We start from the raw sequence: 14,914 nt of genomic DNA on the forward strand, positions 1-14,914 counted from the left end.
GATCATGCACCTGCCTTTGCGACCGTGACCTGCGGTTCGTCGACACTGGCCAACAGGACCTCCAGTTCCAGCGTCAACGTTTCGGTCTTGACGAGCTCCGAGTTGGCTTCCAAGGCATCCACCACATCCTGTGCGGCTTCCACGGAGGTCCGGATACGGTCGCTCACGTTGAGTCCGGCGTCCTTGCGGGCTTGCTGGATGGCGCGGACCATGTCACGGGCCAGCCCCTCGGCCGCAAGTTCGGCAGTAACCTCGGTATTCAGGACGACGAAACCGCCACCTGGGAGAACAGCGACTGCGGAACTGCCGCCGTCGGCCGTTTCTGCCACGACAGTCTCCAGCGTGTATTCCTGGGGCTCGAGCTCCAAGCCGCCTGCCACCACAACTCCGGCGTCGTTGACTGACCAGTCGCCGGACTTGGATCCCTTGATTGCTTGCTGCACGTTTTTGCCGAGGCGCGGGCCAGCGGCACGGGCGTTCACCACAAGCTTCTGCTCGATGCCGAACTCCTCTGGCGAAGCCGTGGCGGCGTCCAGCAAGCGGACCGAACGCAGGTTCAGTTCATCAGCGACGACGGCGGCAAAGCCTTCCAGCGCGTCTGCACCCGGTGCCACCACCGTCAGTTCCTGCAACGGCAGGCGGACCCGCAGGTTCGCGGCCTTGCGCAAGCTGGAGCCGGTGGAGCAGATCTGCTGGACGCGGTCCATGGCTTCGACCAGTCCGGGGTTGGACGGGAACAGCGAAGCGTCAGGCCAGTCAGCCAGGTGAACGGAACGGCCACCCGTCAGTCCGCGCCAGATCTCTTCCGTCACCAGTGGCAGCAACGAAGCTGATACACGGCACACCGCTTCGAGGGCTGTGTAGAGCGCGTCAAAAGCGTCCACATTCTCGTCGAAGAAACGCTGGCGGCTGCGGCGGACGTACCAGTTGGTGAGCATATCCAGGTAGCTGCGCAGTTCATCGCAGGCACCGGAGATGTCGTAGCTGTCCAGGCTGGTGGTCACGTTTCGGACCAGGTCCCCCGTGTTCGCCAGAAGGTACTGGTCCAAGGTGTCGGCGTAACCGTCGTAGCGCAGCTTCGCCTCGTAGCCGGAAGCTGTCCCGTCCACTGCGTTAGCGGCGTTGGTGTACAGCGTGAAGAAGCTGTACACGTTCCACAACGGCAGGATGACCTGGCGCACGCCGTCGCGGATGCCCTGTTCGGTAACCACAAGGTTGCCGCCGCGCAGGATGGGGCTGGACATGAGGAACCAGCGCATGGCGTCGGAACCGTCGCGGTCCAGGACCTCTGAAACATCCGGGTAGTTGCGCAGGCTCTTGGACATTTTCTGCCCATCGGAGCCCAGCACGATGCCGTGGCTGATGACGTTGCGGAACGCCGGACGGTCGAACAGCGCCGTGGACAGGATGTGGAGCATGTAGAACCATCCACGGGTCTGGCCGATGTACTCCACGATGAAGTCCGCGGGGTTGTGGGTGTCGAACCATTCCTCGTTCTGGAACGGGTAGTGCACCTGTCCATACGGCATCGATCCGGAGTCGAACCAGACGTCCAGGACGTCCTCGACTCGGCGCATGGTGGACTTACCTGTGGGGTCGTCCGGGTTGGGACGGGTCAGTTCGTCGATGAACGGGCGGTGCAGGTCCACCTGGCCTTCGTTGTTGACCGGCAGGCGACCGAAGTCGGCTTCCATCTCGGCGAGCGATCCGTACACGTCAGTGCGCGGGTACTCGGGGTCGTCGGACTGCCACACCGGGATCGGCGAACCCCAGTAGCGGTTACGGCTGATGGACCAGTCGCGGGCGTTGTCCAGCCACTTGCCGAACTGGCCGTCCTTGACGTTGCCCGGGATCCAGTTGATCTCCTGGTTCAGCTCGGACATACGGTCCTTGAACTTGGTGACCTCCACGTACCAGGAGGACACGGCACGGTAGATCAGCGGGTTCCGGCAACGCCAGCAGTGCGGGTAGCTGTGCTCGTAGCTGGCCTGGCGGACAAGGCGGCCATCGGCGCGCAGCACCTGGGTGATGGGCTTGTTCGCTTCGAAGACCTGCAAGCCGACGATCGAGGCGAGCTCACCGTGTGCGAACAGCGGCAGGAACTTGGCGCCTTCATCGACGGACAGGACCACGGGGATGCCGGCGTCTTCACAGACCTTCTGGTCATCCTCGCCATAGGCCGGAGCCTGGTGGACGATGCCCGTACCGTCAGTGGTGGTGACGTAGTCGGCTACCAGGAAGCGCCAGGCATTCTGCGTGCCGTACTTCTCAGTGTCGGCAAAGTCGTTCCACAGCGGTTCGTATTCAAGGCCTGCCAAGTCGGCGCCTGTGTGCGTGGACACAACAGCGGCTGTTGCGGCAGCGGCGTCGTCGTACCCCAGATCCTTGGCGTATGACCCCACAAGGTCAGTGGCCAGCAGGAAGCTGCCGGTGACGGGCGCTTCAGCGGAAGCAGCCTTGACACCGTTGGGGCCCGCGGGCAGGACAGCGTAGGAGATGTCAGGCCCGACGGCGAGCGCCAGGTTGGTGGGCAACGTCCAGGGCGTGGTGGTCCAGGCGAGCGCCTGCACACCTTCCAAAGCCTTGGAGAGTTCGGACTCCCCTGCCTTGACGGGGAACGTTACCGTGACCGTCTGGTCCTGGCGGTTCTTGTAGACGTCATCGTCCATGCGAAGTTCGTGGTTGGACAGGGGTGTCTCGTCCTTCCAGCAGTACGGAAGGACGCGGTAACCGTTGTAGGTCAGGCCCTTCTCATGCAGTTGCTTGAAGGCCCAGAGGACCGATTCCATGTATTCGACGTTGAGGGTCTTGTAGTCGTTCTCGAAGTCCACCCAGCGGGCCTGGCGCGTGACGTAGGCCTTCCACTCGTTGGCGTACTTCATCACGGAGGCGCGGCAGGCGTCGTTGAATTTGTCGATGCCCATGGCTTCGATCTGGGTCTTGTCCGTCATGCCCAGCTGCTTCATGGCTTCGAGCTCAGCAGGAAGGCCGTGCGTGTCCCAGCCGAAGCGGCGCTCTACACGCTTGCCGCGCTGGGTTTGGTAGCGGCCCACGAGGTCCTTGGCGTAGCCGGTGAGCAGGTGGCCGTAGTGAGGGAGGCCGTTGGCGAAGGGAGGGCCGTCATAGAAGACGAACTCGTTGCTGCCGGCTGCCCCGCCGGGAAGGTCGCTGTCGCGCTGGTCGATGCTGGCTTGGAAGGTGCCGTCTTCATCCCAGTATTTGAGGATGCGCTCTTCGATTTCCGGGAACTTCACGGAAGCGGACACGCCAGGTGTGCCGGACGAAGACGCTGAGGCCTTGGGGTAGTGGGTCATCTCATATCCTGTGATAGCTGGTTGACTGTCAGGATGCGAGGACGGCTTCGGCGTTGATCTGCATCACCACCGGTACCGCGGTACCACCTCACTTACCGGAACCTTGGCCTCCCCGGGTAAGGAAGGACTGCCGGTGCCGGCCTCTCATTACTGCTGTAACGGGCTTACCCGTCCGGTTCTACCGGGCGCTTGCCACTTTGCAGGTGGTCAGTGCCGTTCTTCCGGAAGCTCACCGGTGATGGCCGGGTCAAAGCTGGTCCTCCAAGTCTAGCGGCAGCTGAGGGCCCGGCTCTACTTGCGGTTCATCCTTTGGGTGGAGTCCGTCGCACGTGGCGGTGCATAGACTCGAGCCCATGACACACCCCGCACCTTCCATGATGGAAACCCGCCGTGCGCCGCGCAGTGCTTCAGTTGTGTGTTCGGTATTGGCGTTGCTTGCGGTGCTGCCCGTGGCCGGGGTGTCCATGTTCCGGGCGATCCCTGCGGAATGGCCCTTGGTGGTGGTGCAGTTGTTGTCCTTCACCCCGTGGATGGTGCTTCCTACTGCGTTTGCCTTGATGCTGGCTGTGGTGGGGCGGCGGCGTTGGGTCATCATCGCGACGTCGGCCCTGTTGGCTGTCCAGTTGTTCTGGCTGTTTCCGATTGACGCCGGAAAGCCGGAGGCACTGCCTGCCGGTACACCAACCGTGGCGCTGAAGGTGATGAGCCTCAACTCTGAGTACGGGGAGGCCGACGCCGCGGCAATCGTGAAGTTGGTCCGGGACAACGGCGTCCAGCTCCTGGCCATTCAGGAACATACGCAGGGACTGGAGGATCGCCTGGAATACGAGGGCTTGGATCGGATGCTGCCGAACCGGGTCAGCGAACCACATGACGATGCCTCCGGTGGCGCCGTATATTCGGTGTTCCCGCTCGAGCCCAACGGGCTCCTGCCTGATACGCCCTTCCGGAATGATGTCACCCGCGTATTCGTCTCGGACCCGGGTTCCGGGTCCAAGGCCACGCTGAACCTCACCAACGTTCACGCCCTCCCGCCGGTGGATGAGCGGATTGACCAGTGGCGGAGCGACCTCGTCAAGATCGCCCGCCAGGCGTCAAGCCCGGGGAATCACCTGCTGATGGGTGACTACAACTCCACCTATGATCACTCCGAGTTACGGGCGTTGCTCGCTGATGGCCCGCAAGGCACCAAGCTCGTGGACGTCGGGACGGCCTCCGGTGCACGGTTCTCTCCCACGTGGCCCATGGAGGGACCCCCGCTTCCGGGCATCGTGATCGACCATATGGTCACCTCATCCCGCATCAGCAGCAGCGGCTATGCCGTCCACCGGGTACCCGGTTCGGACCATGCGGCGATCATGGCCACGCTCGCAGTCCCGGCCGGCTGACGGGCCTTAGCCCTCTTTGCGAATCAGCTTGTGGTTGGCTGCCTGGGCCACAGGGCGGACAACAATCTGGTCAAGGTTGATGTGATGAGGCAGCGAAACGGAGTACGCCACCACGCCGGCCACGTCCTCTGCGGTCAGCGGCTTCTCCACCCCGGCGTAGACCTTGGCCGCGGCGTCTTTGTCGCCGAGCCGGTTGAGCGCGAACTCCTCTGTCTGCACCAGCCCCGGGGCAACCTCAATGACCCGGACATTGTTGCCCACCTCTTCGAGGCGAAGCGCGTTGGTCATGGCGTGCTGGGCGAACTTGGCAGCGTTGTAGCCTGCGCCGCCCTCGTAGGCGGACAGTCCGGCTGTAGAGGTGAGGTTAAGAACAGTTCCTTCGCCGTTTTCCCGCAGCATCGGCAGGAAGGCCCGGGTGATCTTCATGGTGCCCAGGACGTTGACCTGGTACATCCAATCCCAATCTTCCGTGTCAGCGTTGGCGATGGTGTCCGCACCCCGTGCACCGCCGGCGATGTTGATGAGGGTGTCAGCACCTCCGGCCTTGGTGACGGCCGCGAGCAAGGCCGAGACGTCGTCGTCGAGCGTGATGTCAGCCGGGAACGGCACCGCACCGGTTTCGGCGCCCAAGGCGCCGAGCCTGTCCGCCCGGCGAGCAACGGCGAAGACCTTCCATCCGGCGGAAACCAGCGCCTTCACTGTGGCCTCGCCGATCCCAGTGCTTGCACCGGTGACGACTGCCGTCTTGTTGTTTCCTGCATTCTGTCCGGAAGGCGTGTTGTGCGCTGCCAAAGTCATGGCACTACCTTATCCGGGGCGCAGCTCCTCCAACGGGCGGGCTGTAACGCCAGGCCATGAAACAATTGATCCATGGCTGAATCAACGCAGGGTACAGACACGCCCGCCACCGCCCCCATCAACGTTCCCGACAAGCCGGCCCTGGAGGGCCTTGAGGCTGCCCTGACGCAGCGCTGGCTGAGTGAAGGAACCTACAAGTTCAACCCGGACACCACCCGGGAGCAGGTCTACTCGATCGACACTCCCCCGCCCACGGCATCCGGCTCGCTCCACGTGGGCCACATGTTCTCCTTCACCCAGACTGACGTCCAGGCCCGCTACATGCGCATGACCGGCAAGAACGTCTTCTACCCCATGGGCTGGGACGACAATGGACTGCCCACCGAGCGCCGCGTCCAGAACTACTACGGTGTGCGTTGCGATCCCGCCATCCCCTACAAGGCCGACTACACGCCACCGGCACAACCGGCCAAGAACCAGCGCGATTTCGACGTCGTTTCGCGCCAGAACTTCATCGAACTGTGTGAAGAACTCGCCGTTGAGGACGAAAAGGTCTTCGAGAACCTGTTCCAGACCCTTGGTCTGTCGGTGGACTGGGACCTCACTTACCGCACCATTGACGACACTTCGCGTGCGGTGTCCCAGCGCGCCTTCCTCGCGAACCTCTCGGCCGGTGACGCCTACATGGCCGAAGCACCCACACTCTGGGATGTAACGTTCCGCACCGCCGTTGCCCAGGCCGAGCTAGAGGACCGGGAAGTTGCCGGCGCCTACTACCGCTACCCCTTCTTCACCGAAGACGGCGACAAGATCTTCATCGAGACCACCCGCCCCGAACTTCTGGCTGCCTGCGCGGCCCTGGTGGCAAACCCCGACGACGAGCGGTACCAGCCGCTCTTCGGCAAAACCGTGAAGTCGCCCCTGTTCGACGTCGAGCTCGAGGTCAAAGCGCACCCCCTCGCCAAAGCGGACAAGGGCTCCGGCATCGCCATGGTCTGTACCTTCGGTGACCTGACCGACGTCACCTGGTGGCGCGAGCTGCAGCTGCCCACGCGCGCCATCATGGGCCGCGATGGCCGCATCATTGCAGACACCCCTGAATGGATCACCACCGACGCCGGCAAGGAAGCCTACGCTGCGATCGCCGGCAAGACCGCTTTCTCCGCCAAGGAAGCAGTGGTTGAACTGCTCAAAGCAGCGGACCTGCTGGACGGCGAACCCAAGAAGATCACCCACCCGGTGAACTTCTTCGAGAAGGGTGACAAGCCCCTTGAGGTTGTTACCTCCCGTCAGTGGTACATCCGTAATGGTGGCCGCGATGAGGAACGCCGCGAACGCCTGATCGGCCGTGGCCAGGAAATTACCTTCCACCCGGCCTTCATGCGTTCACGTTACGAGAACTGGATCGCCGGCCTGAACGGTGACTGGCTCGTATCCCGCCAGCGCTTCTTCGGCGTGCCCATCCCCGTCTGGTACCCGCTGGACGCCCAGGGCAACCCGGACTACGACAACCCCATCCTGCCTTCGGACGAGATGCTTCCCGTAGATCCTGCCGCGGACGCTGCGCCCGGTTTCGAGGAATCCCAGCGTGACCAGGCCAATGGCTTCACAGGTGACGCCGATGTACTTGACACCTGGGCTACGTCCTCCCTGACCCCGCAGATTGTGGGCGGCTGGAGCCGTGACGAGGACCTGTTCTCCAAGGTCTACCCCTTCGACCTCCGTCCGCAGGGACACGACATCATCCGCACCTGGCTCTTCTCCTCCGCCGTCCGCGCGGATGCCCTGCAGAAGAACGCTCCGTGGAAGCACGCGGCCATCTCCGGCTGGATCCTTGACCCGGACCGGAAGAAAATGTCCAAATCCAAGGGCAACGTTGTTGTGCCCACGGATGTTTTGAACGAGTACGGTTCGGACGCCGTGCGCTACTGGGCAGCGTCAGCAAAGCTCGGTGCAGACACGGCCTACGAGATCGCCCAGATGAAGATCGGCCGCCGCCTCGCCATTAAATTGCTGAACGCTTCGAAGTTCGTGCTGAACCTCGGCGCCACCGAGAACTCAGTGGTGACCTCCGACCTTTCGGTGCTCACCAATCCTTTGGACCGTGCACTGTTGGCGCAGCTTTCCGACGTCGTGGCCCAATCCACCAAGGCCTTCGAGAACTACGACTACGCCCGCGCACTCCAGATCACTGAGTCGTTCTTCTGGCAGTTCACGGACGACTACGTGGAGCTCATCAAGGACCGTGCCTACGGTGCCGCCGGCGAAGCCGAGCAGGCATCCGTACTTGCCGCGCTGGCGACAACGCTGGACTCCCTCCTGCGCCTGTTCGCACCGTTCCTGCCCTTCGCCACCGAAGAGGTCTGGGGCTGGTGGCGCACCGGATCAGTTCACCGTGCTGAGTGGCCGGCAGCCTTGGAGATCACCGATGGTGACACCACCATGCTCGGCACCGTGGGCGTAGCACTCAGCGGCATCCGCAAGGCAAAGTCCGAGGCCAAGGTGAAGCAGCGTACCGAGGTGCTCTCGGCATCCATTACTGCTTCGGAAGTGCTGGTAGCCCAGTTGAAGGCCGGCCTGGGTGACTTGAAGGCAGCCGCGAACGCGCAGGAGATCACTCTTCAGTCCGGCGAAGGCGAACTGACGGTCAGCGATGTTGTCCTGGCACCTGCCGAGGAGCAGCCCGCGTCGTAGCCAGAGTCCTCCCAGTCAGGGATTTTGGGCAAAGGGGAAGCCCCATCAGCGTTTTGCCGTTGGTGGGGCTTCGACTTTTCGGCTGTCTGGTGATGTCTTGACAGTCTGGCGGAATCCTTGGAATTTCAGGTCTTCCTACCTCATCACTGGTAAGTTGCTTCCAACTTTGCCAAAGGCTGCGTTGGTTGCAATCACTGAATCTTTGGTTTCCGTGTCCCTCTTCTTTCGAAGTGGGTAAGAACTATTGTTGTCCCGCCGAGGACGATGCACAAGGGCTTTGAAAGAACTACAAACCTGTAGTTCTCCTGCGGTGGAAGAGCATCCTGTGGCAGAGTATTGACCATGCCGGAACTCCCCGAAGTGCACGGCCTGTGCATGTACTTGGACACCCAACTCCACGGAGCTGTGCTGACCGAGGTCCGAATCAACTCCTTCTCTGCACTCAAGACGGCGGATCCCCCCTACACAGCCCTTGAAGGCCGGACCATTCTTGGTGCCAAGCGCATCGGAAAATTCGTGTGCATCGACGCTGACGGCCTGTTCTTCGTGTTCCATCTGGCCAAGGCCGGGTGGGTCAGGTATACCGAACACCCGTCCTCAGCCGGTTTGCGCATGGGCAAGAGCAACATCTCAGCACGGCTCCTGCTCCACCGGCCTGCCGACGACGCCCATATCGGCGTGGATCTGACGGAAGCGGGAACCAAGAAAAGCCTCGCCATCTACGTAGTGAAGGATCCTCAGGACGTTCCGGGAATAGCCACGCTGGGACCGGAGCCCCTCAGCCCCGATTTTGACCTGGACGCGCTGGCAGGAATCCTCGGATCGAGCTCACAGCAGATCAAGGGCCTGCTGCGCAGCCAGAGCGTGATCGCTGGCATCGGCAACGCTTACAGCGACGAGATTCTCCACGCCGCCAGGATTTCCCCCTTTGCCACCGCCAAGTCTTTGGACCAGGCGACGGTGGCCAGGCTATATGCGGCCATGCAGGAGGTTCTGGTGGGTGCCGTCAACGCGGCAGCCGGCAAGCCGTCCAGCGAGCTTAAGGACACCAAGCGCAGCAATTTCCGGGTGCATGCCAGGACCGGCCAGCCTTGTCCGGTGTGTGGAGATACCGTCCGTGAGGTGTCCTTTGCGGACACCTCACTTCAGTATTGCCCTACATGCCAGACCAACGGGAAGATCCTCGCCGACCGAAGAACCTCAAGGTTCCTGAAGTAGAAGCTAACCGCTAGTTGAATTCAGGGCTTTCAGTTCGGCTGCGCTTCAGCTCGAAGAAGTGGGGGTAAGCAGCCAAAGTCACCGTGGCGTCCCAGAGCTTTCCTGCTTCTTCACCCCGGGGAATCCGGGTAAGGACAGGACCGAAGAACGCCGTGCCGTTAACGGCTACCACGGGAGTTCCAACATCCTGGCCCACCAATGAGATGCCTTCCTCGTGGCTTGCGCGCAATTGGGCATCGTATTCATCGGAGTCCGCGAAGCGTGCCAAGTCAGCGGGAAGTCCTGTTTCGGCGAGGGCCTTCTGGATCACCGAAGCGCGGTCCTTGTTACCCTCGTGGTGGATCTGCTCCCCCATGGCGTCATACAAGGGCTTGACGTAGCTGCTGCCGTGGAGCTCCTGGGCGGCAATGATGACCCGAACGGGACCCCAGCTGTCGTCCATCATGGCCCGGTAATTTTCGGGGAGGTCGCGGCCCTCATTGAGTACTGAAAGGCTCATGACGTGCCATTCGGTCTCGATGCCGCGCACCTGCTCCACCTCACCGATCCAGCGGGACGTGATCCACGCGAAGGGGCATACGGGGTCGAACCAGAAGTCAGCCTTGTTGACGTTCTCTTCGGACGCAAGCTGTTCTGGCGCAGTCTGTTCGGGCACAGGGAACTCCTCTGAGGGGTGTGTAATGGCACGACGTCGGCCCCTTGAGAACTACATCCTGGGAACCACGTCTCGTTTAGGCCAACAGGAGGTTAAGCCGACTTATTCCGGCGCTTCGCGACGACGTCGTGGGCGATCATGGTGGGCTGAGCCTTCTTGGCGACCACGTCTGCCGTGATCACCACGGTTGCGATGTCGTCCCTGCTGGGAAGATCGAACATGACAGGCAGCAGCACGTCTTCCATGATGGCCCGGAGGCCACGAGCACCTGTGCCACGCTCAAGCGCCTGGTCCGCTATGGCATCCAAGGCGTCGTCATCGAATTGCAGCTCCACGCCGTCCAACTGGAACATCTTCTGGTATTGCTTCACCAGGGCGTTCTTTGGCGTGGAGAGAATTTGGATCAGTGCCGGCCGGTCCAGGCTGGACACGGTGGTGATTACAGGCAGACGCCCAATGAATTCCGGAATGAGGCCGAACTTGAGCAGATCTTCCGGCATAACTTCGCCATAGGTATCCACGTTGTCCCGGGCCTCGTTGAGCGGTGCACCGAATCCGATGCCCTTGCGCCCGGATCGCGAACCAATGATGTCTTCCAGCCCGGCAAAGGCACCGGCCACAATGAAGAGGACGTTGGTGGTGTCGATCTGGATGAACTCCTGATGCGGATGCTTCCTGCCGCCCTGAGGGGGAACGGAAGCCACAGTGCCCTCAAGAATCTTCAGGAGAGCCTGCTGTACACCTTCGCCGGATACGTCTCGGGTGATCGACGGGTTCTCGCTCTTCCGGGAGATCTTGTCGATTTCGTCGATGTAGATGATGCCTTGCTCGGCCTTCTTGACGTCGTAGTCAGCAGCCTGGATGAGCTTGAGCAGGATGTTCTCTACGTCCTCGCCAACGTAGCCGGCTTCCGTCAACGCAGTGGCATCAGCAACGGCGAACGGCACGTTGAGGCGACGGGCCAGTGTCTGGGCCAGGTAGGTCTTACCGCAGCCTGTTGGGCCGATCAGGAGGATGTTTGATTTAGCGATCTCCACGTCCTCGTGGTGGGAGCCTTCGCCGAGGCTTCCGGCCTTTGGGGCATGGCCGGCCTGAATGCGCTTGTAGTGGTTATAGACCGCTACTGCCAGCGAGCGTTTGGCGGGCTCCTGGCCGATGACGTATTCCTGCAGGAAGTCGAAGATCTCACGCGGCTTGGGCAGTTCGAAGCTACCGAGATCGGAAACTTCAGCAAGTTCCTCTTCGATGATCTCGTTGCAAAGCTCGATGCACTCATCGCAGATGTAGACACCGGGCCCGGCAATCAGCTTGCGTACCTGCTTCTGGCTCTTTCCGCAGAACGAACACTTCAGCAGATCCGTGCTCTCGCCAATCCGAGCCATGTGGGAATCCCTTCGTTGCATGCGGGTAATGCGGCTCCGCGCCGTACTCAAGTGTGCGGCCACGCCGCGGTTGGCACCACCGTGACAACATCCACTCTAGGTCACAATGGGCTGCTTGGGTGGAAACAGAACGCCGGTGCGGTCCATATTTCGTGAACCGCACCGGCGTCGTAATCCGTGCGCTACCGGGCGATTGCCTGGGGCTTGATCTTACGGGAGTCCAGAACCTGGTCGATAAGACCGTAGCTCAGGGCGTCCGCAGCGGTCAGGATCTTGTCTCGCTCGATGTCGTTGTTGACCTGCTCGGACGTACGGCCCGAGTGGTGCGCCAACGTGTCCTCAAGCCAGGTGCGCATGCGCATGACTTCTGCGGCCTGGATCTCGAGGTCCGAAGCCTGGCCGCCTTGGCCACCCGAGAGAGCCGGCTGGTGGATCAGCACGCGGGCGTTCGGCAGGGCCAGACGCTTGCCGGGCGTACCAGCGGCGAGCAGCACGGCAGCCGCGCTGGCCGCCTGCCCCAGGCACACCGTCTGGATCTCCGGACGGATGTACTGCATGGTGTCGTAGATGGCCGTCATTGCAGTGAATGAGCCACCCGGAGAGTTGATGTACAGGGTGATGTCCCGGTCCGGGTCAGTCGATTCCAAGACCAGCAGCTGGGCCATGATGTCGTCAGCGGACGCGTCGTCAACCTGGACGCCAAGGAAGATGATGCGGTCCTCGAACAGCTTGGTGTACGGGTCCTGGCGCTTGAAGCCGTAGGGCGTGCGCTCCTCGAACTGGGGCAGGACGTAACGGCTGGACGGGAGATTACCGGCAGACCATCCGAAGTTGTAGTTCATGTTCTTTACTCCTGGGGTTTCAGTGGTTCTTTGTGCCGGTTAGTTTTCGGAGTTCGACTGGTTGGCCGTTCCGCCGCCGCCTGCAACAGAACCGGCGTGCGCCGAGATCTTGTCGAAGAAGCCGTATTCCAGGGCTTCAGTGGCCGTGAACCACTTGTCGCGGTCGTTGTCCTTGAGGATGGTTTCCACGGACTGCCCGGTCTGCTCCGCAGTGAGCTCAGCCATGACCTTCTTCATGTGCAGGATGAGTTCCGCCTGGATCTTGATGTCCGAGGCCGTGCCGCCGATGCCGCCCGAGGGCTGGTGCATCAGGATGCGGGCGTTGGGTGTGGCGTAACGCTTTCCCTTGGTTCCGGAGGAAAGGAGGAACTGACCCATGGACGCTGCAAGACCGGTTGCCACGGTGACCACATCGTTCGGGATGAACTGCATGGTGTCGTAGATAGCCATGCCGGCCGTCACGGAACCACCCGGGGAGTTGATGTACAGGTAGATGTCCTTCTCCGGGTCCTCGGCCGAGAGGAGGAGGAGCTGCGAGCAGATGGCGTTGGCGTTCTCGTCACGGACTTCAGAGCCGAGCCAGATGATGCGCTCTTTCAGCAGGCGGTTGTAGATGTAGTTGTCCTGGGCTGCGGGATCGACAGTTGCCATCCGGGGAGCCTCTGATTGCTGTGACATAAGTACTTACCTCTCGCTGGTGCCAGTGACCTCACTGAACTTCACTACTTGGACACTAACCGTTTTCACGGGCGATTTGTTCGCCGAAATCGCACTGTTCGCTGACGGCGCACGTCTGCGTTCAACGTCGAAGTTCAGCCTTAAAGCAAACCGGCCCCGGATCAGAGATCCGGGGCCGGTTGAAGTCGTGAACTAGAACTTCACTGCTGCGGGGTCGTCGCTTGCGACAACGTCAGCTTCTTCGTTCGCTTCACCAGCTGCAGCCTCTTCGGCTGCTGCTTCGCCTGCGGGGCGGACGAAGTCGGTGAGGTCAACCTTGTTGCCCTCGGAGTCGACTACCTCTGCCTGACCCAGCACAACGGCCAGGGCCTTGCGGCGGCGAACCTCGGAAACCATCATGGGAACCTGGCCGCTCTGATCAATGATCTGTGCGAACTGGTTGGGGTCCATGCCGTACTGGCTTGCGGTGGTGACGATGTAGTCGATCAGCTCGTTCTGGCTGACGTCTACTTCTTCCTTGTCCGCAATGGCGTCGAGGATGATCTCGTTCTGGAAGGCGCGCTCGGTGTTGGCCTTGACCTCGGCGCGGTGCTCCTCGGTGTCGTGGTCACCTTCGCCGTGTGCGTTCTCCGGGTTGAAGTGAGCTTCGATCTGCTCTTCAACCACGGAGTCCGGAACCGGAACCTCAACCAGCTCAACGAGCTTGTCAAGAACCTTGTCGCGAGCTTCAACGCCCTGCTCGACGACCTTGGAGTCGGCAGCCTGCTTGGCGAGATCCTCACGGAGTTCGGCAAGGGTGTCGAACTCGGAGGCGAGCTGAGCAAAGTCGTCGTTCGCTTCGGGGAGCTCGCGCTCCTTGACAGCCTTGACAACAACCTTCACCTGCGCGGATTCGCCGGCATGGTCGCCGCCAACCAGTGTGGTCTCGAAGATTGCTTCTTCGTCGGCAGAGAGGCCGGTCACGGCTTCGTCGAGGCCTTCGAGCATGGTGCCGGCGCCGACCTGGTAAGAAAGGCCGGCAGCGGAATCGATGTCTTCGCCATCGATGGTGGCGGTGATGTCGATGGTCAGGAAGTCATCGTTCTTGGCAGGACGTTCAACGGACTTCAGCGTGCCGAAACGGCCGCGCAGTTCGTCCAGGGACTTGTCCACGTCAGCTTCGGAGGACTCAGCAGCGGCAACCTCAACCTTGATGCCGGCGTAGTCGGGCAGCTCGATCTCAGGGCGGACATCGATCTCAACCTGGAACTTGAGCTCGCCATCGGTTGCGGACGGGTCCGGAACCTCGGTGATTTCAACCTCGGGACGGCTCAGGGGGCGTACGCCGGTTTCCTGAACTGCAGCCTGGTACCAGCCGTTGAGGCCATCGTTGATGGCGGTCTCCAGAACGTAGCCACGGCCAACGCGCTGGTCGATCAGCTTGGAGGGAACTTTGCCCTTGCGGAATCCGGGAACCTGGATCTGCGAAGCAACGGTCTTGTACGCGGCATCGATGCTCGGCTTCAGTTCCTCAAAGGGAACCTCAACGTTGAGCTTGACCCGCGTTGCGGTGAGGTTCTCGACAGCGCTCTTCACAGTCTAAGTACTCCTGAATTTGTGGGTATGGGGTTCTGTCGTGTCCCTGAAGCGGACACAAACACAGAGTCGGGGTGACAGGATTTGAACCTGCGACTTCCTGCTCCCAAAGCAGGCGCTCTAGCCAAGCTGAGCTACACCCCGAATGCACAGGACAGTCTACGGGGAAGTAAGCCAAGAATGCACATTTGACACTGCCGCCGGAATTAGGTTTAGTTGTACCCGGCTTCAACAGCCACCGGGAAGATGTCCTGAACAAGGATATCCGTCCTGGGGACGTAGCTTAATGGTAAAGCCTCAGTCTTCCAAACTGATTACGCGGGTTCGATTCCCGTCGTCCCCTCCACGAAGAAGGGCCCCGATCCATGGA

At 61.5% G+C, this 14,914-nt stretch carries 10 protein-coding genes and 2 tRNA genes; 4 read left to right on the forward strand and 8 right to left on the reverse strand.

What is annotated here, in order from left to right; genetic code table 11:
• Positions 1-2 precede the first annotated feature (2 nt).
• On the reverse strand, positions 3-3,314 hold the full coding sequence (gene ileS, locus ARUE_RS12660; protein ID WP_014922036.1) for an isoleucine--tRNA ligase: 3,312 nt from the start codon (positions 3,312-3,314) through the stop codon (positions 3-5).
• Positions 3,315-3,667: 353 nt separating this feature from the next.
• Here ileS and ARUE_RS12665 point away from each other — a divergent pair, with 353 nt between their 5' ends.
• Positions 3,668-4,702, forward strand: a complete 1,035-nt coding sequence (locus ARUE_RS12665) for an endonuclease/exonuclease/phosphatase family protein (protein WP_014922037.1) — start codon at positions 3,668-3,670, stop codon at positions 4,700-4,702.
• Positions 4,703-4,708: 6 nt separating this feature from the next.
• Here the strand turns inward: ARUE_RS12665 and ARUE_RS12670 are convergent, their stop codons facing one another.
• Positions 4,709-5,500 (reverse strand): SDR family oxidoreductase, encoded by a 792-nt coding sequence (locus ARUE_RS12670; protein ID WP_011775053.1) that lies wholly within the window; start codon positions 5,498-5,500, stop codon positions 4,709-4,711.
• A 72-nt stretch (positions 5,501-5,572) separates the two neighbouring features.
• On the opposite strand from ARUE_RS12670, the gene valS reads away from it, so the two are divergent.
• Both valS and ARUE_RS12680 read left to right on the forward strand, forming a co-directional pair.
• Positions 5,573-8,194, forward strand: coding sequence for a valine--tRNA ligase (gene valS, locus ARUE_RS12675; protein ID WP_014922038.1), 2,622 nt, complete (start codon positions 5,573-5,575; stop codon positions 8,192-8,194).
• Positions 8,195-8,536: 342 nt separating this feature from the next.
• Entirely contained in the window at positions 8,537-9,412 is an 876-nt protein-coding gene (locus ARUE_RS12680; protein WP_043470365.1) for an Fpg/Nei family DNA glycosylase, read from the forward strand.
• Between the two features lie 10 nt (positions 9,413-9,422).
• Here the strand turns inward: ARUE_RS12680 and ARUE_RS12685 are convergent, their stop codons facing one another.
• From ARUE_RS12685 to ARUE_RS12710, 6 genes are all read right to left on the reverse strand, one after another.
• Positions 9,423-10,067, reverse strand: a complete 645-nt coding sequence (locus ARUE_RS12685; RefSeq protein WP_014922039.1) for a mycothiol-dependent nitroreductase Rv2466c family protein — start codon at positions 10,065-10,067, stop codon at positions 9,423-9,425.
• Between the two features lie 92 nt (positions 10,068-10,159).
• On the reverse strand, positions 10,160-11,449 hold the full coding sequence (gene clpX / locus ARUE_RS12690; protein WP_026005788.1) for an ATP-dependent Clp protease ATP-binding subunit ClpX: 1,290 nt from the start codon (positions 11,447-11,449) through the stop codon (positions 10,160-10,162).
• A gap of 182 nt (positions 11,450-11,631) precedes the next feature.
• Positions 11,632-12,291 (reverse strand): ATP-dependent Clp protease proteolytic subunit, encoded by a 660-nt coding sequence (locus ARUE_RS12695; protein ID WP_011775058.1) that lies wholly within the window; start codon positions 12,289-12,291, stop codon positions 11,632-11,634.
• A gap of 39 nt (positions 12,292-12,330) precedes the next feature.
• Positions 12,331-12,942: an ATP-dependent Clp protease proteolytic subunit gene (locus ARUE_RS12700; protein ID WP_014922040.1), complete on the reverse strand. Its 612-nt coding sequence runs from the start codon at positions 12,940-12,942 to the stop codon at positions 12,331-12,333.
• A gap of 219 nt (positions 12,943-13,161) precedes the next feature.
• On the reverse strand, positions 13,162-14,544 hold the full coding sequence (tig, locus tag ARUE_RS12705; RefSeq protein WP_011775060.1) for a trigger factor: 1,383 nt from the start codon (positions 14,542-14,544) through the stop codon (positions 13,162-13,164).
• A gap of 69 nt (positions 14,545-14,613) precedes the next feature.
• Positions 14,614-14,688: transfer RNA gene (locus tag ARUE_RS12710), tRNA-Pro, on the reverse strand.
• Between the two features lie 128 nt (positions 14,689-14,816).
• Here ARUE_RS12710 and ARUE_RS12715 point away from each other — a divergent pair.
• A tRNA-Gly gene (locus ARUE_RS12715) sits at positions 14,817-14,890 on the forward strand.
• The last annotated feature ends 24 nt before the right edge of the window (positions 14,891-14,914 follow it).

The organism is Arthrobacter sp. Rue61a (genome assembly GCF_000294695.2).
GTDB lineage: Bacteria > Actinomycetota > Actinomycetes > Actinomycetales > Micrococcaceae > Arthrobacter > Arthrobacter aurescens_A.